36 protein-coding genes are annotated in these 24,182 nt (G+C 51.4%); all 36 read right to left on the bottom strand.

Going from position 1 to position 24,182, the window contains the following annotated elements; all coding sequences use genetic code 11:
- Positions 1-5: 5 nt before the first annotated feature.
- The 36 genes from ppdK to tuf all read right to left on the bottom strand — a co-directional run bounded on the left by ppdK (position 6) and on the right by tuf (position 24,180).
- Positions 6-2,666: a pyruvate, phosphate dikinase gene (gene ppdK / locus AC6F7T_RS06205; protein ID WP_500717132.1), complete on the bottom strand. Its 2,661-nt coding sequence runs from the start codon at positions 2,664-2,666 to the stop codon at positions 6-8.
- A gap of 44 nt (positions 2,667-2,710) precedes the next feature.
- Positions 2,711-4,771 carry a glycine--tRNA ligase subunit beta gene (glyS, locus tag AC6F7T_RS06200; protein WP_500717131.1) on the bottom strand — a complete coding sequence of 687 codons (2,061 nt, stop codon included), beginning with the start codon at positions 4,769-4,771 and terminating at the stop codon, positions 2,711-2,713.
- A gap of 45 nt (positions 4,772-4,816) precedes the next feature.
- A complete protein-coding gene (gene glyQ / locus AC6F7T_RS06195) occupies positions 4,817-5,686 on the bottom strand; it encodes a glycine--tRNA ligase subunit alpha (protein ID WP_500717130.1) in 870 nt (289 codons plus the stop codon).
- A gap of 91 nt (positions 5,687-5,777) precedes the next feature.
- Complete coding sequence (gene recO / locus AC6F7T_RS06190; protein ID WP_500717129.1) at positions 5,778-6,536, bottom strand: DNA repair protein RecO; 759 nt, start codon at positions 6,534-6,536, stop codon at positions 5,778-5,780.
- A gap of 13 nt (positions 6,537-6,549) precedes the next feature.
- On the bottom strand, positions 6,550-7,908 hold the full coding sequence (gene mgtE, locus AC6F7T_RS06185) for a magnesium transporter (RefSeq protein ID WP_500717128.1): 1,359 nt from the start codon (positions 7,906-7,908) through the stop codon (positions 6,550-6,552).
- 163 nt (positions 7,909-8,071) lie between these two features.
- Positions 8,072-8,512: a 50S ribosomal protein L17 gene (gene rplQ, locus AC6F7T_RS06180; protein WP_500717127.1), complete on the bottom strand. Its 441-nt coding sequence runs from the start codon at positions 8,510-8,512 to the stop codon at positions 8,072-8,074.
- Between the two features lie 34 nt (positions 8,513-8,546).
- On the bottom strand, positions 8,547-9,557 hold the full coding sequence (locus AC6F7T_RS06175) for a DNA-directed RNA polymerase subunit alpha (RefSeq protein ID WP_500717126.1): 1,011 nt from the start codon (positions 9,555-9,557) through the stop codon (positions 8,547-8,549).
- A 43-nt stretch (positions 9,558-9,600) separates the two neighbouring features.
- Entirely contained in the window at positions 9,601-10,230 is a 630-nt protein-coding gene (gene rpsD / locus AC6F7T_RS06170; RefSeq protein ID WP_500717125.1) for a 30S ribosomal protein S4, read from the bottom strand.
- Between the two features lie 18 nt (positions 10,231-10,248).
- Positions 10,249-10,644, bottom strand: a complete 396-nt coding sequence (rpsK, locus tag AC6F7T_RS06165) for a 30S ribosomal protein S11 (RefSeq protein WP_500717124.1) — start codon at positions 10,642-10,644, stop codon at positions 10,249-10,251.
- A gap of 11 nt (positions 10,645-10,655) precedes the next feature.
- The gene (rpsM, locus tag AC6F7T_RS06160) at positions 10,656-11,024 is read right to left on the bottom strand and encodes a 30S ribosomal protein S13 (RefSeq protein ID WP_500717123.1); all 369 of its coding nucleotides are present in this window, start codon (positions 11,022-11,024) and stop codon (positions 10,656-10,658) included.
- 17 nt (positions 11,025-11,041) lie between these two features.
- Positions 11,042-11,155 (bottom strand): 50S ribosomal protein L36, encoded by a 114-nt coding sequence (gene rpmJ, locus AC6F7T_RS06155; RefSeq protein ID WP_191154481.1) that lies wholly within the window; start codon positions 11,153-11,155, stop codon positions 11,042-11,044.
- 45 nt (positions 11,156-11,200) lie between these two features.
- Positions 11,201-11,953, bottom strand: coding sequence for a type I methionyl aminopeptidase (map, locus tag AC6F7T_RS06150; RefSeq protein WP_500717122.1), 753 nt, complete (start codon positions 11,951-11,953; stop codon positions 11,201-11,203).
- Between the two features lies 1 nt (position 11,954).
- Positions 11,955-12,602: an adenylate kinase gene (locus AC6F7T_RS06145; protein WP_500717121.1), complete on the bottom strand. Its 648-nt coding sequence runs from the start codon at positions 12,600-12,602 to the stop codon at positions 11,955-11,957.
- 11 nt (positions 12,603-12,613) lie between these two features.
- A complete protein-coding gene (gene secY / locus AC6F7T_RS06140; RefSeq protein ID WP_500717120.1) occupies positions 12,614-13,924 on the bottom strand; it encodes a preprotein translocase subunit SecY in 1,311 nt (436 codons plus the stop codon).
- Positions 13,924-14,364, bottom strand: coding sequence for a 50S ribosomal protein L15 (rplO, locus tag AC6F7T_RS06135; RefSeq protein WP_500717119.1), 441 nt, complete (start codon positions 14,362-14,364; stop codon positions 13,924-13,926). The genes secY and rplO overlap by 1 nt, the downstream gene beginning before the upstream one ends.
- 22 nt (positions 14,365-14,386) lie before the next feature.
- Positions 14,387-14,566 (bottom strand): 50S ribosomal protein L30, encoded by a 180-nt coding sequence (gene rpmD, locus AC6F7T_RS06130; protein WP_500717118.1) that lies wholly within the window; start codon positions 14,564-14,566, stop codon positions 14,387-14,389.
- 23 nt (positions 14,567-14,589) lie between these two features.
- Complete coding sequence (gene rpsE / locus AC6F7T_RS06125) at positions 14,590-15,081, bottom strand: 30S ribosomal protein S5 (protein ID WP_500717117.1); 492 nt, start codon at positions 15,079-15,081, stop codon at positions 14,590-14,592.
- Between the two features lie 12 nt (positions 15,082-15,093).
- The gene (rplR, locus tag AC6F7T_RS06120; RefSeq protein ID WP_500717116.1) at positions 15,094-15,456 is read right to left on the bottom strand and encodes a 50S ribosomal protein L18; all 363 of its coding nucleotides are present in this window, start codon (positions 15,454-15,456) and stop codon (positions 15,094-15,096) included.
- A gap of 26 nt (positions 15,457-15,482) precedes the next feature.
- Positions 15,483-16,019: a 50S ribosomal protein L6 gene (rplF, locus tag AC6F7T_RS06115; protein WP_500717115.1), complete on the bottom strand. Its 537-nt coding sequence runs from the start codon at positions 16,017-16,019 to the stop codon at positions 15,483-15,485.
- Between the two features lie 21 nt (positions 16,020-16,040).
- Complete coding sequence (rpsH, locus tag AC6F7T_RS06110) at positions 16,041-16,439, bottom strand: 30S ribosomal protein S8 (RefSeq protein WP_500717114.1); 399 nt, start codon at positions 16,437-16,439, stop codon at positions 16,041-16,043.
- Between the two features lie 21 nt (positions 16,440-16,460).
- Positions 16,461-16,646, bottom strand: coding sequence for a type Z 30S ribosomal protein S14 (locus AC6F7T_RS06105; protein ID WP_500717113.1), 186 nt, complete (start codon positions 16,644-16,646; stop codon positions 16,461-16,463).
- A 24-nt stretch (positions 16,647-16,670) separates the two neighbouring features.
- On the bottom strand, positions 16,671-17,210 hold the full coding sequence (gene rplE, locus AC6F7T_RS06100) for a 50S ribosomal protein L5 (RefSeq protein WP_500717112.1): 540 nt from the start codon (positions 17,208-17,210) through the stop codon (positions 16,671-16,673).
- 12 nt (positions 17,211-17,222) lie between these two features.
- Positions 17,223-17,552, bottom strand: coding sequence for a 50S ribosomal protein L24 (rplX, locus tag AC6F7T_RS06095; protein ID WP_500717111.1), 330 nt, complete (start codon positions 17,550-17,552; stop codon positions 17,223-17,225).
- A gap of 26 nt (positions 17,553-17,578) precedes the next feature.
- On the bottom strand, positions 17,579-17,947 hold the full coding sequence (gene rplN / locus AC6F7T_RS06090; protein WP_500717110.1) for a 50S ribosomal protein L14: 369 nt from the start codon (positions 17,945-17,947) through the stop codon (positions 17,579-17,581).
- A gap of 11 nt (positions 17,948-17,958) precedes the next feature.
- Complete coding sequence (gene rpsQ, locus AC6F7T_RS06085; protein WP_500717109.1) at positions 17,959-18,234, bottom strand: 30S ribosomal protein S17; 276 nt, start codon at positions 18,232-18,234, stop codon at positions 17,959-17,961.
- A gap of 12 nt (positions 18,235-18,246) precedes the next feature.
- On the bottom strand, positions 18,247-18,438 hold the full coding sequence (gene rpmC / locus AC6F7T_RS06080; protein ID WP_500717108.1) for a 50S ribosomal protein L29: 192 nt from the start codon (positions 18,436-18,438) through the stop codon (positions 18,247-18,249).
- Positions 18,428-18,850, bottom strand: a complete 423-nt coding sequence (gene rplP / locus AC6F7T_RS06075) for a 50S ribosomal protein L16 (protein ID WP_500717107.1) — start codon at positions 18,848-18,850, stop codon at positions 18,428-18,430. Before rplP ends, rpmC begins: the two co-directional genes overlap by 11 nt.
- Before the next feature lie 16 nt (positions 18,851-18,866).
- Positions 18,867-19,517, bottom strand: coding sequence for a 30S ribosomal protein S3 (gene rpsC, locus AC6F7T_RS06070; RefSeq protein WP_500717106.1), 651 nt, complete (start codon positions 19,515-19,517; stop codon positions 18,867-18,869).
- 17 nt (positions 19,518-19,534) lie between these two features.
- Positions 19,535-19,867 carry a 50S ribosomal protein L22 gene (gene rplV, locus AC6F7T_RS06065; protein WP_500717105.1) on the bottom strand — a complete coding sequence of 111 codons (333 nt, stop codon included), beginning with the start codon at positions 19,865-19,867 and terminating at the stop codon, positions 19,535-19,537.
- 27 nt (positions 19,868-19,894) lie between these two features.
- Positions 19,895-20,173, bottom strand: a complete 279-nt coding sequence (gene rpsS, locus AC6F7T_RS06060) for a 30S ribosomal protein S19 (protein ID WP_500717104.1) — start codon at positions 20,171-20,173, stop codon at positions 19,895-19,897.
- 24 nt (positions 20,174-20,197) lie between these two features.
- Positions 20,198-21,025, bottom strand: a complete 828-nt coding sequence (gene rplB, locus AC6F7T_RS06055; RefSeq protein ID WP_500717103.1) for a 50S ribosomal protein L2 — start codon at positions 21,023-21,025, stop codon at positions 20,198-20,200.
- Positions 21,026-21,058: 33 nt separating this feature from the next.
- Positions 21,059-21,346: a 50S ribosomal protein L23 gene (rplW, locus tag AC6F7T_RS06050; protein ID WP_500717102.1), complete on the bottom strand. Its 288-nt coding sequence runs from the start codon at positions 21,344-21,346 to the stop codon at positions 21,059-21,061.
- A complete protein-coding gene (gene rplD / locus AC6F7T_RS06045; protein WP_500717101.1) occupies positions 21,343-21,966 on the bottom strand; it encodes a 50S ribosomal protein L4 in 624 nt (207 codons plus the stop codon). The genes rplW and rplD overlap by 4 nt, the downstream gene beginning before the upstream one ends.
- Positions 21,967-21,993: 27 nt before the next feature.
- Positions 21,994-22,617, bottom strand: a complete 624-nt coding sequence (rplC, locus tag AC6F7T_RS06040; protein WP_500717100.1) for a 50S ribosomal protein L3 — start codon at positions 22,615-22,617, stop codon at positions 21,994-21,996.
- 37 nt (positions 22,618-22,654) lie between these two features.
- Complete coding sequence (rpsJ, locus tag AC6F7T_RS06035) at positions 22,655-22,963, bottom strand: 30S ribosomal protein S10 (protein ID WP_500717099.1); 309 nt, start codon at positions 22,961-22,963, stop codon at positions 22,655-22,657.
- Positions 22,964-22,986: 23 nt separating this feature from the next.
- Positions 22,987-24,180 carry an elongation factor Tu gene (tuf, locus tag AC6F7T_RS06030; RefSeq protein WP_500717098.1) on the bottom strand — a complete coding sequence of 398 codons (1,194 nt, stop codon included), beginning with the start codon at positions 24,178-24,180 and terminating at the stop codon, positions 22,987-22,989.
- Positions 24,181-24,182: the final 2 nt, after the last annotated feature.

The raw sequence follows: 24,182 nt of genomic DNA, 5'->3' as shown, positions 1-24,182 counted from the left end.
GTGGGTTATGTTTCGAGGATGGCGGCGTGAGCAGCTGCCAGGCGCGCTACCGGAACCCGGTAAGGGGAACAGGACACATAATCAAGGCCAATCTTGTGGCAGAAGATGACACTGGAAGGCTCACCCCCATGTTCACCGCAGATCCCGACTTTCAGATCAGGACGGGTAGCCCGTCCCCGTTCAAATCCGATCCTGACCAATTCTCCGACCCCACGCTGATCCAGCGCAACAAAAGGATCTTTTTTCAACACGCCGCGGTCAACATAGTCGGGCAGGAAGTTACCGGCATCATCGCGTGACAAACCATAGGTGGTCTGGGTCAGGTCGTTGGTACCAAACGAAAAGAATTCAGCTTCTGTGGCAATAGCATCGGCGGTTAGACAGGCGCGAGGGAGTTCGATCATGGTACCAATCAGGTATTTGACCTTGACCCCATAACGCTCACAAACAGCATCAGCGACCTTGACCGCATTTTCACGCAAGATCCGCAGTTCATTGACATGAGCGACCAGTGGAATCATGATTTCCGGCTCAATCTCAAACTGCTCATCGCGCACCAGCTCACAGGCTGCCTCCATAATCGCCTGGACCTGCATATCGTAGACTTCCGGATAGGTGATCGCCAGACGACAACCGCGATGGCCGAGCATCGGGTTAAACTCGTGGAGTTTTCCCACGTGAGACTTGACCTCAGAGAAACGGATCCCGACCGCTTGAGCCAATTCGGACACATCATCGTCGTTCTGCGGCAAAAATTCGTGCAGCGGCGGATCGAGCAGGCGAATAGTAACCGGCAGCCCTTTCATCGCGCGGAAAATCCCGAGAAAATCCTCCTTTTGCATCGGCAGGATCTTGTCGAGGGCACGCTTACGGCCGGCGAGGTCATTGGCCAGAATCATCTCGCGCACGGTCTGAATCCGGTTGCCCTCAAAGAACATGTGCTCAGTCCGGCACAGGCCAATCCCTTCAGCGCCAAAGTCGCGCGCCACCCTGGAATCGTAGGGGGTGTCGGCATTTGTCCGCACCTTCAGGCGCCGGCAGCCGTCGGCCCAGGCCATCAAGGTTGCGAAATCACCACTGACTTCCGGTTCGATCTTGGGAACGTTGCCCAGCAGCACCTCACCAGCGGAGCCATCGAGGGTGATATATTCGCCGCGTTTCACCACCAGTCCGGATTCAGTGACAAACTGCTGTTTCTCATAATCAATTTTGATCGCGCCACAGCCGGAAACACAACATTTTCCCATACCACGGGCAACGACTGCGGCGTGGGACGTCATCCCGCCACGGGCGGTCAGGATGCCGCGGGCGGCGTGCATGCCATGGATATCCTCCGGGCTGGTTTCAACCCTGACAAGAATGACATCTTTTTTAAGCCGTGCCAGTTCTTCTGCTTCATCGGCGGTGAAGATGACCTGGCCACTGGCCGCTCCTGGTGATGCCGGCAACCCTTTGGCGATGACAGTCGTTTTTGCTTGTGGATCGAGGGAGGGGTGCAACAGTTGGTCAAGCTGGTCAGGGTTGACCCGCAGCACCGCTTCCTGTTCGCTGATCAACCCCTCCTTGACCATCTCTACAGCAATGCGGATAGCGGCGTGAGCGGTGCGTTTACCGGTGCGGGTCTGTAGCATATAGAGTTTCCCTTTTTCGATGGTAAACTCAATATCCTGCATATCCTTGTAGTGTTTTTCAAGCAGATCGCGAATCTTCACCAGTTCCTGATAACTGGCCGGCATCACATCTTCCATCGCCGGCAGGTCGCCTTCCTGATATTTAGCGCGATTGATCGGCTGCGGCGTGCGAATTCCGGCGACGACATCCTCACCCTGGGCATTGACCAGATACTCGCCATAAAAGTAATCTTCACCGGTAGAGGGATCACGGGTAAAGGCAACGCCGGTAGCGCAATCATCCCCCATATTGCCGAACACCATTGCCTGAACGGTGACAGCGGTACCCCAGTGCGCCGGGATGCCGTTCAGCTTGCGATAGGTTACCGCACGGGGGTTCATCCAGGAACCGAAAACCGCATTGATCGCTCCCCACAACTGCGCCAACGGATCTTCGGGAAAATCCAGTTGCAGTGTCTGTTTGCAGCTCGCCTTGAACTCGGCAACCAGTTGTTTGAGGTCGTCAGCACTGAGCTCCGTATCAAGGGTTACGCCACACTGGTGTTTTTTCCGGTCGAGCAAGTGTTCGAGGATTTCACCATCCATCCCCATCACAACATTGGCATACATCTGAATGAAACGCCGGTAGGAATCGTAGGCAAAGCGTGGATCGTTACTCTGTCTGATCACCCCTTGAATGGTCTGATCGTTGAGACCAAGGTTGAGTACCGTATCCATCATGCCCGGCATGGAGGCAGGAGCACCGGAACGCACCGACACCAGCAGCGGATTATTGCCGTCACCGAAAGATTTTCCCATGCGCTTTTCGAGTAACTGCAAAGCGTCAGCCACCTGCCGGCGCACCTCATCCGAATACTGCCGATCATTGGCATAAAAGGCCTTGCACACCTCGGTGGTTATGGTGAAACCCGGCGGCACCGGCAGACCGATCGAGGTCATGTCGGCAAGATTCATCCCCTTGCCGCCCAGCAACTCACGCATGGTACTGTCACCATCAGCAGCACCCTCTCCAAACGAATAAACGTACTTTGCCATGCTGGTCTCTCCTCACACGTAGAAATGCCGCCCCAAAACCCAGCTCAGGACAAGCGATTAAAATCGGCAATTTTGCTGAACAGAGCAGAAATTGCGGTCAGTAGCGCCAGTCGATTGTTTCTGATCGGGGCATCCTCCACCATCACCATCACATCATCAAAAAAAGCATCCACCGGCTTGCGCAGTTGCGCGACAGCCTCCAGAGCGCTTACGTAGTCGCGCTTTTGTACGGCGACGGACACCTCTTTTTCCACCAACTGCACCTGCCGGTACAGCTCTTTTTCACTGACGTCGATCAACAGATGGCTATCGACCCGGGAATCAGTCCGCTGCTTGACCATATTACCGACGCGCTTGAACGCCACGCTCAACAGGTCAAAACCGGCACGCTGTTTCAAGGTCGTCAGGGCCTTGATCCGTGCCAAGGCATCGATCGGTGCCTCGAAAGAGGCGCTCAATACGGCATCCACGACATCGGCCGGATACTGCTGCGCCAGCTGATTGACCAGACGCAGTCGGATAAAGGTGATCACATCGGTCACCACCTCCTGCGCCGGGCGCTGGCGCTTACCGTCCAGCAGAGCAACACTGCGGGCGACCAAATCGGGAATAGAAAGGGGGTAGCCGCGATCGAGAATAATGCTCAAGACACCAATCGCATTGCGCCGCAAAGCGTAAGGATCAGCAGTTCCCGTAGGGATCAGACCAACGCTGAAGCAACCACAGATGGTGTCGATTTTATCGGCAATAGAGACAAAAGCACCGACATCATCGGAAGGTAGTACACCGCCGGCCTGGGTCGGCAGGTAATGTTCGTAAATGGCGGTTGCCACACGGGGATCTTCCCCTTCGAGCAGGGCATATTCACGCCCCATTACCCCCTGCAACTCGGGAAACTCGTAAACCATTGCGGTTTCCAGATCGCACTTGGCCAGCCAGGCGGCGCGGCGGGTCAGCTCCAGAGTTTCCGCGGCAAACAGCTCGGCCAGACCAATGGCAAGCTGACTGAACCGTTCAACCTTTTCAAAACTGGTACCCAGCTGGGCCTGATAAACCACCTTTTTCAGGGCTTCCAGGCGCGACTCCAGCATTACTTTCTGATCTTCACGCCAGAAAAACATGGCATCGGCCAGCCGCGCCTTGAGCACCCGCTGGTTACCGGCGACCACGACAGCTGGATCAACCGCATGGGTATTGGCAACGGTGATAAAATGGGGGAGCAATTTACCCTGCTCATCAATCAGGGTAAAATAACGCTGATGTTCACGCATACTGGTAATCAGCAGTTCCGGCGGTAATTGCAGAAAGTCGGCCGCGATATTGCCGGCCAGAGCCTGCGGCGACTCGACCAGAAAGGTGACCTCCTGCAATAAATCGTCGTCAGGGTTGATGCGTCCACCGAGCTGCTCGGCCAAGGCCGCCAGCTGTTCCTCAATCACCTGTCGGCGGACAGCGATATCGACAATGACGTGATGCTGTTGGGCTTTGTCAATATACTCATCCACCCCTGAAACACTGAATTCTTCCGGAGCCATAAAGCGATGCCCGCGTGAGCGGCACCCGCTGTGCAAATCGCCATAGGTCACCGGCACCACTGCTCCACCATAAAGGGCAACAATCCAGTGCATCGGGCGGGCAAAACGCACATCCATATCTTTCCAGCGCATCGACTTTTTAAAACTGATTTTGTTAATGACCCGGGTCAGTATCTCCGGCAGATGATCAGTGGTGTTGCCTCCCTCAATGACCTTCGAAAGGCCAAGGTACTCCCCTTTTTCTGTCTGCACGATTTTGAGCTCCGCCACATCAACCCCGTTGGTGCGGGCGAAGCCGATCGCGGCTTTGGTCGGTTGCCCCTGCGCATCATAGGCAATCCGTGCCGGCGGACCGGTCAATTCGAGTTCCTGGCGGTGCTGCACCCGCGCCACGTCGGCAATGGAAATGGCGAGGCGACGCGGGGTGGCAAAGGTCCGTACCGCACCATGGCTGACACGGGCGTGCGCGAGTTCCTGACGCAGCAGGTTTTCCATATCTTCAAGGGCGCGCGGAATAAATCCGGCGGGAATTTCTTCCGTTCCCAATTCGAGAAACAGTTCTGCAGACATGTATGTCTCCAATCCTTGCAGGCAGTTGGCAGCTGGTAGTTTCGGTTATTTATTCAACAGGGGAAAACCAAGCCGTTCACGTTGTTCAACATAGGCAACGGCACAAAGCTTGGCCATATTGCGCACCCGACCAATGTAACTGGCGCGCTCGGTCACCGAAATAGCCCCGCGCGCGTCAAGCAGGTTGAAAGTATGGGAGCACTTTAGTACAAAATCGTAGGCTGGAAACACCAGTTTTTTCTCCGCCAGACGCACCGATTCCTTTTCGTACATAGTAAAAAGCTGGAACAGCATATCGGTATCGGCTTCTTCAAAATTGTAGTGTGAAAATTCCACTTCAGTCTGATGATGCACATCGCCGTAGCGTATCCCCTTGACCCATTCCAGGTCGTAGACATTATCCACCCCCTGAAGGTACATGGCGATGCGCTCAATACCGTAGGTTATCTCGCCGGGGATCGGCTTTAAATCGATACCGCCACACTGCTGAAAATAGGTGAACTGGGTGATTTCCATGCCGTCCAGCCAGACCTCCCAGCCCAATCCCCACGCCCCCAAGGTGGGAGATTCCCAATCGTCTTCAACAAAGCGGATGTCATGGGCAAGGGGATCGATACCAAAGCTCTTGAGGGAATCCAGATACAAATCCTGAATATTCAGTGGCGAGGGCTTGAGAATGACCTGAAATTGGTAATAGTGCTGCAAACGGTTGGGATTCTCACCATAACGACCATCGGTCGGGCGCCGTGATGGCTCGACATAGGCCACGTTCCAGGGTTCAGGACCGAGCACCCGCAAAAAAGTAGCGGGGTTAAAGGTTCCGGCACCTTTTTCGATGTCGTACGGCTGTTGAATGATGCACCCCTGGGCGGCCCAGAAGTTCTGCAGGGAAAGGATTAATTCCTGAAAAGTCACGGTACCTCCAAGAGACAGGCAAAAGCCTGCTACAACAAAAATAAGGAAAGATCATCTGCTTTCGGGAGTTTAGCGATCACCCATAAGGATGTCAAGATTCACGGGCACCCAAGCGGGCGAGAAATTTCAATGAGTTCGGTTCACGCGGCAGAATCTGACGCAGCACCTGGGAGAGCAGCATATGACCGTCACGAATGGTCGTCGCTCCCAGCCGGAATCCCTCAAACTGCTGGTGTGAAATCCGCAGTGAGCGCGCCAGTGAACCGATGCTGCCCAACCCGACCTCGAGGTCGTTGGCACCGGCACAATCACGGCAGAGGCTGCCACCACGGCGGGAATCGAAACGCACCGGCTCATTAGCGAATATTTTCAGGCACTCGCTGCAGTGTAAAAGATGGGGGATGTACCCCAGCAGATACACCAGGCGCAACTCAAACAACAGGCGCGCGACGGCATGGTCGCCACCAGCCTCAAGATAGTCAAGATAACTACAGAGCAATTGATAAATGCGCTGATGATCTGCGGCATCCGCCGCCAGCAACTCCACCAGCTCAACACCATAACCGGCCAAAGCGAGACGATCGAGATCGCTACGCAGGCCGCTACGTGAGGTCATCAGATCGGCTTCCTGTAACGTCCAGAGCTCACCGCGCCCCTGGCGCCAATAAAACAGGGCCTGGGTAAAGGGTTCCAGTGCCGCGCCAAAACGCTTGCGACTGGAGCGCGCAGACCGGGCAAACCCTTTTGTGATTCCCCAGGGGGCAGTAAAAACACTGACAATGCGATCCGCCTCACCATAATTAACGTAGCGCAACACCACGCCTTCACTGCGCAGCAGGGTTCCCTTCATGGCCACACACCCATCAGACCAGCAGCCGGACAAATACAGTCGCCGTACCGAAATAGATGAGAATTCCGGTGATATCGTTGGCGGTCTGGATAAAAGGGCTCGATGCAATGGCCGGATCGATCCCCACTTTTTTGAAGAATGACGGCACCACAACCCCCATACAGGCCGCCACGGTAATAGCTGCAACCATGGCAAGGCCAACTACCAGGCCGATATAGACATTCTGATGCCAGATCATCGCCACCAGGGCAATGACGACACCGCAGACCGAGCCCATGATCAATCCAACCCGGAACTCCTTGAAAAAAACCTGACGCAGACTGGCAAAGTCGATGCGGCCGGTGGCAAAACCGCGAATCAGAATAGTTGATGATTGGCCACCGACATTTCCCCCCATACCGGTAATAACCGGAACAAAAGAAATCAGCATAATCACCTGTTCGAGGGTCGTCCTGAACATCCACATGAGAAACCCGGTGGTCACCCCGCCGAACAAGGTCATCAGCAGCCATGGCAGCCGCAGGCGGGCGATACTGAAGGAGCGAAACCCCAGCAGCAATTCTTCTTCGGTCGTACCCGCCATGCGTAGGATATCTTCCGTCGCTTCGTCGCGCATAACGTCGATTACGTCATCAACGGTAATCACCCCCATCAGCTTGCCATGTTCATCAACAACCGGTATCGCCAGAATATTATATTTAGCCACCAATTCGGCGACATATTCCTGATCCATGTCGACCCGCACACGGATGACATTGGTCGACATGATCGCAGAAAGTTTGGTGTGGGGAACCACGGTTAGCAGCTGACGCAGCGATAAAACCCCCACCAGATGATTGTGCTCGTCGGTTACATAGACGTAAAAGACCATCTCGTAGTCCTGAGCATCGTGGAGCTTGTCAATCGCCTGCTTGACGGTGAGATCCTGGTTAAGGGAAAAAACATCCGTTGACATGATGCCACCGGCTGAATCCTCGTCATAAGCAAGCAGACGCTCGACATCCTCGGAATGGTCATCATGCATTTCGGTCAGGATATCTTCAGCCAGTTCATCGGGAAGACTGCGAATAAACAGGGCGCTGTCATCATCAGCCATCTGATGAACGATAGAGACCAGATAATCGCGGTCGAGGAGTCCGGCAAGTTCCGGCCAGGAATCGGGATCCAGTTCAGCCAGAACATCAGCAGCGCGATCAAGATCAGAAATCAGCGAAAGCAGGGTTTTTTGTTCATTAATATCAAAGTAACGGAAGATGTGCGCAATATCGGCGGGATGGATCTTGGAAAGAACTTTTTTTAGGTTTGGAGTGGCGTCACGGCGGAGTAATTTGCTGATCGAGTCCTGCAGCAAGCGCATTTTTTTTTCATGCATCGTTACCACCAATCGCGGATAAAAGTCGTCGGCCTGCTACCGATAACATGCCAAAACGAGCCTTTATTAAAAGAATGAGATGTTTAGACTCATTGGCGACCACGAAAAAAGGGCAAAGAGGTTTACATCTCTTTGCCCTTAGATAATTACCGGCTGGCCGAAATCAATTCGCGGCCACTTCCTTTTGCTCGGTTTCTGTGGCTGTTGTTTCGCTGCTGTCGGCATCATCAGTAGCCTGAGCGACATAGCCTTCTTCAACCAATTCAATAATAGCCATCGGGGCATTATCCCCAAGTCGATTTTCCAAACGCAAAATACGGGTATAGCCGCCGGGCCGGTCGGCAAACCGCGGTGCAATCATATCGAACAAGCGCGCAACGACCTGCGGCTCACGAATGACGCGCAGTGCTTGACGCCGTGAATGGAGATCCCCACGTTTGCCCAGGGTAATCATTTTCTCTGCCAACTTGCGCAGTTCCTTGGCACGGGTGACCGTGGTTGTTATTTTTTCATTCTGAAGAAAAGAGGTCACCATGTTACGCATCATGTGCTGACGATGGTCTGGTTTGCGACCCAGTGTTCTTCCTGATTTATTGTGACGCATCGGGATGTTCCTTTCTTAAACAATCACAGGACGATTATTCGTCATCCTGACCTTTTCGTATCAGTTTCAAGTATTCGGGATCAGGAAAAGAATCAATCTTCATCCCCAGGCTCAAGCCCATATCGGCCAGGATATCCTTAATCTCGTTCAATGATTTCCTGCCAAAGTTCTGGGTTTTAAGCATCTCTGCTTCAGAACGCTGGACCAGTTCACCAATCAGATTGATCTGGGCATTCTTGAGGCAGTTGGCACTACGAACTGACAGCTCCAGCTCTTCGACGGAGCGATAGAGATTTTCGTTGATCTTGTTCTTTTCGCCCTCTTCCTCTTGAGCCTGTGGCTCCTGGTCTTCATCAAAGTTGATAAAGATCTGTAGTTGTTCCTTGAGAATCTTTGCCGCATAAGCAACGGAGTCTTCAGGGGTCACACTACCATCGGTATAGACCTCCAGGGTCAGCTTATCGTAGTCGGTCATATTACCGACACGGGCGTTGGAAACCATATAATTGACCTTGAGAATCGGCGAAAACAAGGCATCAATCGGAATCGTACCGACCGGTGCATTTTCATCACGTACACGCTCAGCCGAGAGGTAACCCTTGCCCATGGAGACATGCATATCCATCTCCAGGTCAGATTCTTCACCGCAGGTCACAATGTGATGTTCCGGATTGAGAATCTCAACGTTACTGTCAGTGATCAAATCACCAGCGCGAACAACACCAGGGCCTTTTTGAACAATCCGAACATTACGATTCTCGTGGCCATGCAGACGAACCTTCACCCCCTTGAGATTAAGAATGATATCGGTCACATCTTCAGTAACACCCGGCACATTGGAAAATTCATGAGCGACGTTTTTGATGCGAACAGATGATATAGCTGCGCCTTGCAATGACGACAACAGCACCCGGCGCAAGGAATTACCAAGGGTCGTTCCAAAGCCGCGTTCAAAAGGTTCCGCCACAAACTTGCCATAAGTGGCAGTCAGTTCAGTCGCCTCAAGACGTTTGGGGCTGATCAGGTTTCTCCAGTTTTTGTACATATTTCTTGAATCTCCCTCTCAAGAGTCCTTGGCGAGGTTGCGATTATTTTGAGTAGAGTTCGACAATCAAACGCTCGTTAATTTCTGGAGTCGTCAACTCTGCGCGGACCGGCAAGGTCTTCATCGACCCTTTGTAAGCATCGCGTTCAAGCTCTAGCCAAGACGGTAGACCACGGCGCATAACGCTATCCAGGGACTCGTTAATACAGGCAATCTGCCGGCTCTTTTCGATCAATGTGACAACATCATTAGGACGAATCAACTGTGATGGAATATTGGCCTTGTGGCCGTTAATCTGAAAATGGCCATGACGTACCAAAGTACGTGCCTGCGAACGTGATGCGGCGAAACCCAGGCGGTAAACAATACTGTCAAGGCGTCTTTCCAGAAGAACCAGCAAATTTTCGCCGGTGACACCACGCATACGATCAGCCTTGGTAAAATACAGCCTGAACTGCTTTTCCTGCAAACCGTAAGTTCGCTTGACCTTTTGTTTTTCGCGCAACTGGCTGCCATAATCAGACAGCTTGGTACGACGCTGTCCATGTTGTCCTGGTGCGTAATTACGCCGTTCCAGGGAACATTTATCGGTGTAACATCTGTCCCCTTTAAGGAACAATTTGGCGTTTTCTCTTCTGCACTGACGGCAGACAGGTCCTGAATACCTAGACAACTTCTTCCTCCTTGTTGCTTATACGCGACGACGCTTGGGCGGACGGCAGCCATTATGGGGGATTGGAGTGACGTCCTTAATCATTGTGACTGTCAGTCCAGCGAGGGAAAGTGCACGCAATGCAGACTCTCTTCCGCTACCAGGCCCCTTGATATAGGCCTCAACCGAGCGCATGCCATGTTCCATGGCTTTGGTTGCTGCTTCTTCAGCAGCAATCTGAGCGGCAAAAGGTGTACTCTTGCGTGATCCCTTAAATCCTTTTGCACCTGAGGTTGACCAGGCTACTACGTTACCCATCGGGTCGGTAATGGTCACAATGGTATTATTAAAGGTAGATTGAATATGCGCGACACCACGCGCAATGTTCTTTTTTTCTACCTTTTTACGAACAACTTTTTTTCCTGACTTAGCCATGATAACTCCGCTTATTTCTTCTTGCCGGCAACTGTCTTCTTAGGACCCTTGCGTGTCCGTGAATTATTCTTGGTGTTCTGACCGCGAACCGGTAACCCCTTACGGTGACGAAGCCCACGATAACAACCAAGGTCCATCAGACGCTTGATATTCATCGATATTTCGCGACGCAAATCACCCTCTACGCGACAGTTGTGATCAACCAATTCACGAATCGTGGCCAGTTCAGTTTCAGTCAGATCATCGGTGCGGGCGTTGTAATCGACACCGGCCTGATCAAGAATTTCTTTTGACTTGGTGCGACCGATCCCATAAACATAGGTCATGGCCACTTCAATGCGCTTGTTGCGCGGCAGATCAACTCCAGCAATACGTGCCAATTTTTCCTCCTAGGGCCTTATCCCTGTCTTTGCTTGTGTTTGGGATTCTCGCAGATGATCCGGATAACACCTTTGCGTTTGATTGTTTTGCACTTATCACAGATCTTCTTGACCGAAGCTCTTACCTTCATTGTGAGATCCTTTTCCTATCCATTTCCCAACAGATTATGTGGGAGTTACCAATCAATCCGGGAAAGTACTTCCGGACCGTTTTCTGTTATTGCAACTGTGTGCTCAAAATGAGCTGAGCGTTGACCATCAACGGTGACGGCAGTCCACCCATCATCAAGGATGATAACGCCCGGCTTACCAACATTAACCATCGGCTCAATAGCCAGTGTCATCCCCGGTCGCAATCGGGGGCCGGCACCTGGCGAACCAAAGTTTGGTATCTGCGGATCTTCATGGAGTTGACGGCCTATTCCATGACCAACAAATTCGCGTACCACACTAAAGCCTGCATTCTCAACCCAGGATTGAACAGCGTGGGAAATATCTGTCAAATAACCATCGGGCTGCGCAGCATCAACCCCTTGCTGTAACGATTGTCGGGTCACATCAAGCAAGCGCTGGGTATCGTCATCAACCTTGCCAACCGGAAAGGTAATAGCGTGATCGCCGTAAAATCCCTCAGAGATCAAACCAAAATCGATACTGAGAATATCTCCCTCTACCAACGGGGTGGTATTTGGAAAGCCATGCACGATCTGCTCGTTTGGTGATGCACAAATTGTAAAAGGAAAACCACCGTAGCCCTTGAATGCAGGCTTAACCTTCCATTTACGACATTGTGTGTCTGCTATTGTGTCAAGTTCCAGGGAGGTTACTCCCGGCTTGATCTTGTCACGCAGCATCATCAGTACTTCGGCGACCAGACGCCCGGCCCGGCGCATTTTTTTCAGCTCAGCCTGGGACTTTAATACTATCAAATCAGCTCGCCTGTAACCCAGTCAGAATCGTCTGTTGCACGTCCTCAATGCCCGACATACCATCGACAGTAAGTAACAGCCCGGCAAGACGATAATACTCCTCAAGGGGTGCCGTCTGCTGATGATATGCTTGCATCCGGCGGCGGATTGTCTCTTCATGATCATCGTCACGCTGAACCAATTCGCCACCACAGGCGGAACATGTTCCATCTGCGGCAGGTGGATCAAACGTCACATGGTAACCCTTACCGCACTCTTTGCAGGTACGGCGTCCGGTCAGACGTTCCACCAGGGCATGGATATCTACCTGCAAGGAAACCACCGCGTCCAATTCCCTGGATAACTGCACCAATGATTCGTTAAGGGCATCAGCTTGCGGAACAGTGCGGGGAAAACCATCAAGAATGAAGCCGTTAGCACAGTCGGATTCCTGCAACCTCTCACGCACAATGCCAACAACAACCTCGTCAGGCACCAGGTTGCCGGCATCCATAAAACTCTTTGCCTTCACTCCCATGGGTGTAGAGGCCTTAACCGCTGCACGGAGTATGTCTCCAGTAGAAATTTGCGGAATTCCAAAATGCTTTTCAAGCAATACAGACTGGGTGCCTTTTCCTGCTCCCGGAGGGCCAAGCAATATCAGATTCATAACAGAAAACCTTAACCGTGACGCCCTTTAAGGGTGACGCCTTTCATAAATCCTTCATACGAACGTGAAATCAGGTGCGCATCGATCTGCGCCGATGTGTCCATACCAACGGCGACGACGATCAGCAGCGCCGTTCCACCAAAGAAGAAGGGCACATTGAGCTGACTGATCAGAACCGTTGGCAACACACAAACAGCTGACACGTAAATGGCACCTGCAAAGGTCAAGCGACTGAGCACAGTATCTAAATAGGTCGCAGTTTCCTTACCCGGCCGGATGCCAGGCACAAAACCACCCTGATTCTTGATGTTTTCAGCCACGTTCACCGGGTTAAAGGTTATAGCCGTGTAGAAGTAGCAGAAGAAAACGATAAATGCAACATAAAAGATATTATAGACCAGGTGCTCAGGTGACAGATAGCCAGAGACCCGCTGGACCCATGGGGCATCAACAAAGCTCGCTATCGTCGCTGGAAACATCATAATCGAACTGGCGAAGATCGGTGGAATAACACCAGCCATATTAATCTTCATCGGCAGATGACTCGACTGACCGCCCATATTGCGCATGCCAACAACCCGCTTGGCATAATGAATCGGTACGCGGCGCTGGGCTCGTTCCATGAAAACAATAGCGCCAACGGTAGCAAGCATCAAAACGAGAATAAAGATAACCACTGTCGGTGTCATGGCGCCGGTTTCCAGCAATCGCAGGGTATTAACGATAGCCGAAGGCATCCCGGCAACAATACCCGCAAAGATGATCAGCGAGATACCGTTACCAATGCCGCGTTCAGTGATCTGCTCACCAAGCCACATAACAAACGCGGTACCAGCCGTCAGAGTGATTACTGTCATCAGGATAAAACCAGCACCCGGGTTAGGAACAACCGGCTCTCCGGCGGGACCAACCATACCCTGGAGGCCATAGGCCATGCCGGCCCCCTGAATAACAGCTAAAACAATAGTGCCGTAACGGGTGTATTCAGTGATTTTCTTACGCCCCTGCTCTCCCTCTTTAGACAGCTTTTCCAACGGCTCATAAACAACCGTCAGCAACTGCAGAATAATGGAGGCGCTGATATAGGGCATGATACCCAGCGCAAACACCGCCATCATCTCGAGGGCACCACCGGTAAAGGCACTGACCAGACCTAACAGCGTCCCTTCCGTTCCAGCGAAGAACTGGGAGAGAACCTGACCGTCGATACCCGGCGTCGGCACATGACAGCCAATGCGATAAACTGCAAGAATAGAGAGGGTAAAGGCAATCCTGCGGCGTAATTCCGGTATTGCCAGAATATTCTGTACAGTCGATAGCATTAAATGACCTCAGCCTTACCACCTGCAGCTTCAATTTTTTCTACTGCAGCGCGGCTGAATTTGTGGGCCTGAACAGTCAGGGCCTTGGACAGCTCACCATCGGCGAGAATCTTGATCCCATCTTTCATTTTCTTCACCAAACCTGACTTGCCATAAAGCTCGAGGCTGATTGTCGTGTCGGCATCAAAGCAATCAAGATCACGCAGGTTAATCAGGTTATAATCTTTCTTGTTGATCGAGGTGAAGCCACGCTTGGGCAAACGTCTTTGCAGCGGCATCTGGCCACCCTCAAAGCCAGGCTTGATACTGCCACCGCTACGTGCCTTCTGACCTTTATGTCCCTTACCGGCAGTCTTACCCGTTCCGGAACCTGGACCACGACCAATGCGCTTTTTATTTTTTGTAGAACCGGGAGCCGGTTTCAATTGACTTAAATCCATGATACTGCCCTTTATTCTGAAATCAGTCCTCTACGACCACCATGTGTTCAACCTTGCGAATCATTCCACGAGTTTCTGGAGTGTCCGGCAATGTCACTGTCTGGTTAAGGCGTCTAAATCCGAGGCCCTTGAGTACATTGGAAAAATAAGCCTTACGGCCAATAGGACTCTTTTTTAAGGTGACTTTAACTTCTGTCGCCATCCTGTGTCTCCCTAATTTCTTGCTCAGGCCTGGTTAATTCCGCGGCGTGCGTAAATTTCTTCCGGACTCTTAAGCATTTTCAATGCATTAATGGTAGCTTTGACAACATTGTGCGGATTATTCGTACCCAGGCACTTGGTCAAAACGTTGCCAACCCCAACGGACTCAAGAACGGGACGCACCGCGCCGCCGGCAATGACTCCGGTACCTTCAGATGCCGGCTTGAGCAGCACCCTGCCGGCACCAAACTTGCCAATGACGTCATAGGGAATCGTGCTGCCCGGTTGAATCGGCACCTTGATAAGGCTCTTCTTGGCTTGCTCGACAGCCTTGCGAATCGCTTCCGGCACCTCTTTAGCTTTGCCAAGACCATAACCAACATGGCCGTTACCATCACCCACCACAACCAGGGCAGAAAAGCTGAAGCGCCGCCCACCTTTAACAACCTTGGCGTTACGGTTGATGTGTATAACACGATCGGTCAATTCCAATTTATCTGGATCAATGCGCAGCACAGATCATCTCCTCTATAGTTTGAGTCCAGCTTCCCGTGCCGCATCGGCCAGAGCCTGAACGCGCCCCTGATACAGGAATCCATTTCGATCAAAAACAACACTGCTGATATTTTTTTCGAGTGCCTTACGGGCAACAGCAGTACCAACGACCTTTGCAGCTTCAACATTGCCCTTGGAATTCATATCGATGCCGCTTTCCAGCGTAGAGGCAGCTACCAGGGTAGTACCTGCTGTGTCATCAATAATCTGGGCGTAAATATGTTTTGCACTGCGAAAAACAGAAAGCCGGGGGCGTTCACTCGTCCCACGAATTTTTTTACGCACGCGGGCTTGACGCTTGAGTCGCGCTAGACGTCTTTTCTGAGAGACATTCACAGTTTTGCTCCTTGCTTTATAAGCATCTATTTACCAGCCTTGCCAGCCTTGCGCAGGATACGTTCATCAGCGTACTTGATCCCTTTGCCTTTATAAGGTTCGGGAGCACGGAACGAACGAATCTTTGCCGATGCAGAGCCGACCAGCTGCTTATCAATACCACTAACGGTTAATTTGGTCTGTTTTTCCACCTCAACCGATATTCCTTCAGGCAACTCATAGACAACCGGGTGAGAGTACCCGAGGGACATGGTGAGCACCTTGCCGCTGACTTCGGCCCGATAGCCGACACCATGAATCTCAAGACCTTTTTTGAAGCCCTGGGTCACACCAACGACCATGTTGTTGATCAACGAACGGGTCAAGCCGTGCAGCGCCAGATCGGTTTTATCGTCGCTGGGACGATTAACAATAATCTGCTCCGCTTCAACAACAATAACCATTCGCTCGTGCAGTGCCTGTTTCAGGGTTCCCTGGGGACCAGTCACGGTTATCTCATGATCCTTTAGAGATACCTTGACCCCGGCTGGAATGGGAATTGGCAACTTTCCTATACGTGACATTTTGTAACTCCTCGCTCTGCTCTACCAGACGGTACAGATAACTTCGCCACCAACATTTTCACGGCGCGCAGAGACGTCGTCCATGACACCTTTGGAGGTCGACAAGATAGATATTCCAAGACCATTTTTAACTCTGGGAATCTCCCCCTTGCCGACGTAAACACGGCAACCAGGCTTAGAAATCCGCTTAATCTCATGGATAACCGGGAGTTGATTTTCATCGTATTTCAAAAAAATCCGCAAAATTCCCTGCTTGTTATCACTGATAACCTTGAAGTTCTTCAAGTAACCCTGCTCTTGCAACACGGTTGCGACAGCAACTTTCATATTGCTCGATGGCAAATCAAGTTTTGCATGACCAGCCATTCCGGCATTACGAATGCGGGTGAGCAAGTCTGCCATCGGATCTGTCATGGACATAGATGGTTCTCCTTAACGCTGTTACCAGCTGGACTTGACGACACCGGGAATCTTCCCTGCTGACGCCAGTTTCCGCAGACAAATTCTGCACATATCAAACTTACGATAATAAGCACGTGGACGACCGCAAATCGGGCAGCGATTATACTGACGAACACCAAACTTCTGGGTTCGTTTTGATTTAGCAATCATCGATTTCTTTGCCACAGTTTCCTCCGCTTTGGGTAATAACTATTTTCTGAACGGCATGCCGAGTCCGGACAACAAAGCACGTCCTTCTTCGTCAGTTTTTGCCGTTGTGACAATGGTAATATTCAGTCCGGAAATCTTGGCGATGCGGTCAAGATCAATTTCTGGAAAAATCAGTTGTTCGCGTATCCCGAGGGTGTAGTTTCCACGCCCGTCGAAGGCCTTTGCCGAAATCCCTTTAAAATCGCGAACACGCGGCAAGGCCACGTTGATAAGCCGATCAAGAAATTCCCAGGCACGGTCTTGTCGCAAGGTAACGCAAACACCGATTGACATTTCCTCACGCAACTTGAAACTGGCAATCGACTTTCGGGCCTTCGTAATGACTGCCTTCTGACCGGTAATCCGACCGAGTTCCTCTACGGCGGATTCGAGGAGTTTAGGATTCTGGATGGCTTCGCCCAACCCCATATTAAGGACTACCTTCTCAATTTTTGGAACTTCCATCACATTTCTGTACTGGAATTCTTTCATCAGAGCTGGAACCTGCTCGTTAAGATGAATCTTCTTTAACCTGGCCATCAAGATCTCCGTTTATTTATCAACGCTCGCGTTACATTTTTTGCAGTAACGGGTTTTATTTCCATCTTCCAGCTTGCGCACACCGGTACGAGTCGGCTGGCTGCAGGACCCACAGACAAGCATGACATTGGAAAGACTGATTGCCGCTTCTTTCTCAACAATGCCACCCTCGGGATTGAGCTGACTCGGACGCGTATGACGCTTTACAACGTTCAAACTTTCAACAATGACCCGCCCCTTGTCAGGCAACACGCGCAATACCTTACCCGTCTTGCCACGCTCCTTACCTGCGATAATCTTCACCATGTCATTTTTTTTGACATGCAGTTTGGCTATAGACATGACTTAATTTCTCCAGTGATGATTTACTACAGAACTTCCGGAGCCAGCGACGCGATCTTCACGAAATGGCGAGCACGCAGTTCTCTGGCAACAGGGCCAAAAATACGGGTTCCAATAGGTTCATTACCGGTATTGACAACAACTGCTGAGTTGCTGTCAAAACGGATAAAGGATCCGTCTGGACGGGGCACCTCTTTGGTTGTCCGGACAATTACGGCACGGACGACATCACCCTTTTTAACTTTTGAATTCGGCAAAGCCTCTTTCACGCTACAAATAATGATATCGCCAACTCCGGCGTATTTGCGCTTGGAACCACCGGGAACCTTGATACAACAAAGTTTCTTGGCCCCGGAATTATCTGCCACGCTAAGCATGGATTGCATCTGGATCATGACATCAACTCCTACGCCGTAACGGCTTTCTCCAGTATCTGGCGCACACGCCACCGCTTGTCTCTCGACAAGGGTCTGGATTCAACAATGAGAACCTTATCACCGATGGAGCAACTGTTTGTCTCATCGTGAGCCTTACAGGTGACCTTCCGCTTGATGATTTTTTTGTACATGCTATGTTTCACCAGGTTATCCATCTTGACAACAACGGTTTTATCCATCTTGTCGCTGACGACAATGCCCACCCTGGTATTTCTCTTGCCGCGCTCTGTAACTTCTTGACTCATGTGACCTCTCACTTAAGCTTGCTGCTTGCTGGACAGAAACGTCTTGACCCGCGCAATATCCCTGCGCACCTGGGACACTCTGGCCGAATTTTCTAAATGGCCGGTATGCAACTGGAAGCGTAAGTTAAACAATTCCTTCTGCAGCTCAGCCTCTTTGGCACAAAGCTCATCGATATTGAGATCTTTAAATTCGCTAGTCTTCATTACCGACCTCTCTCTTCACGAACCTGGTTTTCATCGGCAGTTTATGGGCGCCAAGGCGGAATGCCTCACGGGCGATGTCCTCGGTTACCCCTTGCATCTCATAGAGAATATGACCGGGTTTGACGACAGCAACCCACTTGTCAAGGGAACCCTTACCCTTACCCATACGGGTCTCAGCCGGCTTACTGGTGACCGGCTTATGGGGAAAGGCGCGAATCCAGATTTTTCCGCCCCGTTTGATGTAGCGGGTCATGGCTCGACGAGCGGCTTCAATCTGACGGGAGGATAACCAACCACATTCAGTCGCCTGTAGTGCGTAGTCGCCGAAGCTAACTTCCGTGCCACGAGTGGCCTGACCGGTCATCCTGCCGGTAAACTGCTTTCTATGTTTAACCTTCTTGGGCATTAACATGATATGTTACTCCTGATCAGCCCGCTGGCTGTTCTTTCTCTTTGCCTAGCACTTCACCTTTGAAAATGAGTACTTTCACTCCAATAATTCCGTAGGTCGTCTTTGCTTCAGCAAAACCGTAGTCAATGTCAGCGCGCAGGGTGTGCAAGGGAACACGCCCCTCACGATACCATTCGGTTCGACTCATCTCAGCACCACCGAGGCGACCGGAACAGGTGATCTTGATCCCTTTGGCGCCAAATTTCAAGGCCATAGTGACACTTCGCTTCATCGCGCGACGAAATGCAACCCGGCGTTCGAGTTGCAGCACAACGTTTTCAGCGACAAGTTGCGCATCAACTTCAGGTTTGCGTACTTCCTGGATATTGATAAAACACTCATCATCGGTAATTTTGGCCAGTTCTTTTTTCAGAACTTCAACCTCAGAACCTTTTTTACCGATGATAATGCCGGGACGCGCAGCATAGATATTGATCTTAACTTTATTCGCAGCGCGCTCAAGCTCTATCTTGGAAATGCCCGCATGAAAAAGGCGTTTTTTAAGAAAATCACGCAGTTTCAAATCTGCATGGAGTTTGGCAGCATAATCAGCATCTGCGTACCAGCGGGACTCCCAAGTCCGGTTGATACCCAGACGAAATCCTATCGGATGAACTTTCTGGCCCAAAGGGATACCTCCTCGAATTACTTGACGTTCAAAACCACGGTAATGTGGCTGGTCGGTTTACGAATCCGGCTGGCACGCCCTTGAGCTCGCGGCATAAAGCGCTTGAGCACGGGACCCTGATCAACCATAATCGACTTAACAAACAATTTATCTACATCAGCTGCACCTTGCTGCTCAGCGTTGGCAACTGCCGACTGAAGCAACTTACTGACGATCGGAGCACTTTTTTGTGGCGAAAAGCGCAACAGGTTCAGGGCATCCTGAATATCTCTACCACGTATCATATCGACAACGAGTCTCGCCTTACGTGGAGAAAGGCGAACGTTTCGCAATTTAGCTTGTGCTTCCATTATTCGAAACTCCTGTCAGGATACTAACTATCTGACCTTACTTTTTTTGTCACTGCCATGGCCGTAGTAGGTACGGGTTGGCGCGAATTCACCGAGTTTATGTCCAACCATGTTTTCGCTGACAAACACCGGTACAAACTTTTTACCGTTATGTACGGCAAAGGTCATTCCGACAAATTCAGGGATAATTGTTGAACGTCGAGACCAGGTCTTGACAACCTTGTTACGACTTGTGTCACCCTCAACTTCAAATTTACGCATCAGCGATGCTTGCACGTAAGGTCCTTTTTTTACCGATCTTGCCACGAACGCCTCCTACAGGCTTAGCTACTATTTTTTGTTTCTACGACGAACAATAAAATTGTCAGTACGTTTATTAGATCTGGTCTTGTAACCCTTGGTCGGAACACCCCAGGGAGTGACCGGGTGACGACCACCGGAACTCTTGCCTTCACCACCACCATGGGGGTGATCGACCGGGTTCATCGCCACACCACGAGACTGTGGGCGCTTGCCCAGCCAACGGTTACGGCCGGCCTTGCCAATCTTGATTTTTTCGTGATCAAGATTCCCAACCTGACCGATTGTTGCACGGCACTCCTGGAGCACCAGGCGAACCTCACCCGATGGCAGGCGTAACTGCGCATAACGACCTTCTTTGGCGGCAATCTGGGCATAGGCACCAGCACTGCGGGCCAACTGACCGCCCTTGCCAACCTTCAGCTCAACATTGTGAACCCAGGTACCTAAAGGGATCGAGCGAATAGCAAGGGCGTTACCAGGACGAATATCAGCACTTTCGCTGGCAACCACAGTGTCCCCGACATTAAGCCCCGATGGAGCAAGAATATAGCGCTTTTCACCGTCCGCGTAAAACAATAAAGCAATGCGCGCACTGCGGTTGGGATCGTATTCTACAGCGGCAACCTTTGCCGGCACTTCCAGCTTGTCACGGCGAAAATCGATCACACGATATTGTTTTTTATGACCACCACCGGTGTGTCTTTTGGTAATACGCCCTGCATTGTTGCGGCCGCCACTACGCTTGATCGGTTCGATTAATGATCTTTCCGGCTTGCTTTTGGTAATTTCTTCAAAAGTCGAAGACGTCATTTGACGACGACCGGGAGAAGTCGGATTATACTTTCTGATGCCCATAATTAGCTACTCCATACCTGCTAAGCGTACTGATTAGACGCCGAAAAAATCGATGTCATGGCCTTCTTCGAGGGTGATAAAAGCCTTTTTCCAATTGTTGCGCTGCCCCAAGTTGGTACCTACACGCTTAACCTTGCCTCGGATAATAGCGGTGTTAACGGTCTTCACTTTGACATCAAAGGCATCTTCAATAGCCCGCTTGATTTCGACCTTATTAGCATCGCGCGCAACTTCGAAGGTAACGACGCCGCAGTCCTCTTTGAGCAGGTTGCCTTTTTCAGAAATCAGCGGCTTGCGAATAATCTGATGCAGTGGTTTCATTGCTCCAACGCTCCTTCTACTTCTGTCACAGCCGCCTCTGTCATCATCAGATTCGGATATTTGAGAATATCATAGACATTGATGCCGGCAGCACGCAGAACCTTGACTTTATGCAGATTGCGCGCGGACAGTTCCACATTTTTGTTTTCACTGTCAATAACAATCAGCGCTCCTTCAACATCAAAACGCTCAACGAACTGACGAAATTGCTTGGTGCTGATCGTTTCAAGCGAAAGATCCTTCAACAGCAGCAATTTTTCACCCTGAAAGCGGGCAGAAAGGGCGCTGCACAGTGCGGCCTTCTTCACCTTACGGTTCAATTTAAAGGCATAGGAACGCGGCGTCGGCCCGAAGGCAACACCACCACCAACGAAGTGAGGTGCGCGAATGGTTCCCTGACGGGCGTTGCCTGTACCCTTTTGGCGATAGGGCTTCTTACCACCACCGGCAACCGCACTGCGGCTTTTGACCGCTGCAGTCCCTTGACGGCGGGCGGCGCGCTGATAACGTACCATATCATGGAGTAAATACTCCTTGACTTCGACATTAAAAACCGAATCGGACAGGGTACACTCACCTACCTGATTTTTATTTTGATCATACAAGGTTGCTGTTGCCATTATCTAACTCCTGAAGCTCCTGGCCTGCTAAGCCTTAATGCCTTTGCGAATTTCAACCAGTCCGTTTTTAGGGCCGGGAACAGCACCACGGACAAGAAGAAGATTTTGCTCCGGTCTCACATCAACGACGATCAGATTCTGTGTGGTAGTGCGCTGATTTCCCATCTGACCTGGCATTTTCTTCCCCTTCATCACCTTGGAAGGAGTAGCTGATTGACCGATAGAACCGGGTCTGCGCTTAAACATGGAGCCGTGACTGGCGCGACCGCCGGAAAAACCCCAACGCTTGATAACCCCCTGGAAACCCTTACCTTTACTTGTAGCTGTTACGTCAATGCGGTCGCCCGGCTTGAACATAGTGCAAACGATCTGATCGCCGACAGCACAGTTACCGGTCGTCTCGAACTCACGGACAAAGACAAAAGCACCTTGACCAGCCTTCTTGAAGTGCCCCATTTCCGGCTTGTTGACACGGTGCGCACTTTTTACGCCAAAGCCAACCTGAGCAGCATCATAACCATCGGTTGCGACGGTTTTCAATTGCAATACCGTACAGGGGCCTGCTTCGATAACCGTCACCGGAATACGCTGGCCATCAGCCGCAAAGGTTTGCGACATTCCTATTTTCTTTCCTAACAATCCATTGATCATTGTCGTAGCCTTAACTTATCGCTTAAAAGACAAACGCCTAGAGCTTAATTTCCACGTCTACACCGGCCGACAGATCAAGCTTCATCAGGGCGTCTACTGTCTGCTGGGTTGGATCCATAATATCGAGCAAACGCTTGTGCGTACGGATTTCAAACTGCTCACGGCTCTTTTTGTCAACATGGGGTCCACGTAGCACACAGTATTTATTGATAACAGTGGGCAGAGGGATCGGGCCGACCAGACGTGATCCGGTGCGCTTGGTTGTATCAACAATCTCTGCTACAGCCTGATCCAGCAAACTGTGATCGTACGCTTTCAGGCGAATTCTGATTTTTTGTGTAGACATCTGTAATCCTCAGTTTTTTATTGTTACTCAATTACTTCGCTGACAACACCGGCGCCGACAGTACGGCCACCTTCGCGGATCGCAAAGCGCAGCTCTTTGTCCATGGCAATCGGGGTGATCAGATCTACTGTCATGGCAATGTTGTCACCAGGCATGACCATCTCAATACCTTCGGGCAGCTCGACAATCCCGGTCACGTCAGTGGTACGGAAATAGAACTGCGGACGATAGCCTTTGAAGAATGGGGTATGACGACCACCTTCTTCTTTGGTCAGAATGTAGGCTTCGGCCTTGAACTTGGTATGCGGGGTGATACTGCCGGGCTTGGCCAGCACCTGGCCACGCTCGATATCTTCACGCTTGACCCCACGCAACAGGATGCCGACATTATCGCCTGCCTGACCTTGATCGAGCAGCTTGCGGAACATCTCGACGCCGGTAACAACCGTCTTGACGGTGGGCTTCATCCCGACGATGGCAACTTCTTCCTGCACCTTGATGATGCCGCGCTCAATCCGCCCGGTGGCAACGGTACCACGTCCGGAGATGGAGAAGACGTCTTCGACCGGCATCAGGAACGGACGGTCAATAGCACGCTCGGGCTCGGGGATGTAGCTGTCTACGGCTTCCATCAGCTCGAGAACCTTGTTCTTGCCGATTTCGTCGTCACGCCCTTCGAGGGCGGCCAGGGCGCTGCCGGCGATGATCGGGATATCGTCACCGGGAAAATCGTAGCTGGACAGCAGCTCGCGGATCTCCATATCGACCAGTTCAAGCAGTTCTTCGTCGTCAACCATGTCGGCTTTGTTCAAAAAGACAACCATGGCCGGCACGCCAACCTGACGGGCGAGCAGGATGTGCTCACGGGTCTGGGGCATCGGGCCGTCGGCGGCAGACACCACCAGAATGGCGCCGTCCATCTGCGCAGCTCCGGTGATCATGTTCTTGACATAGTCGGCGTGGCCGGGGCAGTCAACGTGAGCATAGTGACGGTTTTCGGTCTCGTACTCGACGTGAGCCGTGGCAATGGTGATACCACGCTCGCGCTCTTCGGGAGCATTGTCGATCTGATCGAAGGCCTTGACTTCACCCTTACCCATCTTCTCAGCCAACACCTTGGTGATCGCTGCGGTCAGGGTCGTCTTGCCATGGTCAACGTGACCGATCGTTCCGACGTTAACATGCGGCTTTAACCGCTCAAATTTTGCCTTCGCCATTG

The organism is Pelovirga sp. (assembly GCF_059864205.1).
Note: the sequence above shows the minus strand (reverse complement) of the source record. Positions and strands in the feature narration are given on the sequence as shown.

Excerpts from the sequence above, each read along its gene's own strand:
- ppdK (WP_500717132.1), bottom strand. The coding sequence starts at position 2,666 with ATGGCAAAGTACGTTTATTCGTTTGGAGAGGGTGCTGCTGATGGTGAC.
- glyS (WP_500717131.1), bottom strand. The coding sequence starts at position 4,771 with ATGTCTGCAGAACTGTTTCTCGAATTGGGAACGGAAGAAATTCCCGCC.
- recO (WP_500717129.1), bottom strand. The coding sequence starts at position 6,536 with ATGAAGGGAACCCTGCTGCGCAGTGAAGGCGTGGTGTTGCGCTACGTT.
- mgtE (WP_500717128.1), bottom strand. The coding sequence starts at position 7,908 with ATGCATGAAAAAAAAATGCGCTTGCTGCAGGACTCGATCAGCAAATTA.
- rplQ (WP_500717127.1), bottom strand. The coding sequence starts at position 8,512 with ATGCGTCACAATAAATCAGGAAGAACACTGGGTCGCAAACCAGACCAT.
- AC6F7T_RS06175 (WP_500717126.1), bottom strand. The coding sequence starts at position 9,557 with ATGTACAAAAACTGGAGAAACCTGATCAGCCCCAAACGTCTTGAGGCG.
- rpsK (WP_500717124.1), bottom strand. The coding sequence starts at position 10,644 with ATGGCTAAGTCAGGAAAAAAAGTTGTTCGTAAAAAGGTAGAAAAAAAG.
- rpmJ (WP_191154481.1), bottom strand. The coding sequence starts at position 11,155 with ATGAAGGTAAGAGCTTCGGTCAAGAAGATCTGTGATAAGTGCAAAACA.
- AC6F7T_RS06145 (WP_500717121.1), bottom strand. The coding sequence starts at position 12,602 with ATGAATCTGATATTGCTTGGCCCTCCGGGAGCAGGAAAAGGCACCCAG.
- secY (WP_500717120.1), bottom strand. The coding sequence starts at position 13,924 with ATGCTATCGACTGTACAGAATATTCTGGCAATACCGGAATTACGCCGC.
- rplO (WP_500717119.1), bottom strand. The coding sequence starts at position 14,364 with ATGGATTTAAGTCAATTGAAACCGGCTCCCGGTTCTACAAAAAATAAA.
- rpmD (WP_500717118.1), bottom strand. The coding sequence starts at position 14,566 with ATGGCGACAGAAGTTAAAGTCACCTTAAAAAAGAGTCCTATTGGCCGT.
- rplF (WP_500717115.1), bottom strand. The coding sequence starts at position 16,019 with ATGTCACGTATAGGAAAGTTGCCAATTCCCATTCCAGCCGGGGTCAAG.
- rpsH (WP_500717114.1), bottom strand. The coding sequence starts at position 16,439 with ATGTCCATGACAGATCCGATGGCAGACTTGCTCACCCGCATTCGTAAT.
- rplE (WP_500717112.1), bottom strand. The coding sequence starts at position 17,210 with ATGGCCAGGTTAAAGAAGATTCATCTTAACGAGCAGGTTCCAGCTCTG.
- rplX (WP_500717111.1), bottom strand. The coding sequence starts at position 17,552 with ATGTCTATAGCCAAACTGCATGTCAAAAAAAATGACATGGTGAAGATT.
- rplN (WP_500717110.1), bottom strand. The coding sequence starts at position 17,947 with ATGATCCAGATGCAATCCATGCTTAGCGTGGCAGATAATTCCGGGGCC.
- rpsQ (WP_500717109.1), bottom strand. The coding sequence starts at position 18,234 with ATGAGTCAAGAAGTTACAGAGCGCGGCAAGAGAAATACCAGGGTGGGC.
- rpmC (WP_500717108.1), bottom strand. The coding sequence starts at position 18,438 with ATGAAGACTAGCGAATTTAAAGATCTCAATATCGATGAGCTTTGTGCC.
- rplP (WP_500717107.1), bottom strand. The coding sequence starts at position 18,850 with ATGTTAATGCCCAAGAAGGTTAAACATAGAAAGCAGTTTACCGGCAGG.
- rplV (WP_500717105.1), bottom strand. The coding sequence starts at position 19,867 with ATGGAAGCACAAGCTAAATTGCGAAACGTTCGCCTTTCTCCACGTAAG.
- rplB (WP_500717103.1), bottom strand. The coding sequence starts at position 21,025 with ATGGGCATCAGAAAGTATAATCCGACTTCTCCCGGTCGTCGTCAAATG.
- rplW (WP_500717102.1), bottom strand. The coding sequence starts at position 21,346 with ATGAAACCACTGCATCAGATTATTCGCAAGCCGCTGATTTCTGAAAAA.
- rplD (WP_500717101.1), bottom strand. The coding sequence starts at position 21,966 with ATGGCAACAGCAACCTTGTATGATCAAAATAAAAATCAGGTAGGTGAG.
- rplC (WP_500717100.1), bottom strand. The coding sequence starts at position 22,617 with ATGATCAATGGATTGTTAGGAAAGAAAATAGGAATGTCGCAAACCTTT.
- rpsJ (WP_500717099.1), bottom strand. The coding sequence starts at position 22,963 with ATGTCTACACAAAAAATCAGAATTCGCCTGAAAGCGTACGATCACAGT.
- tuf (WP_500717098.1), bottom strand. The coding sequence starts at position 24,180 with ATGGCGAAGGCAAAATTTGAGCGGTTAAAGCCGCATGTTAACGTCGGA.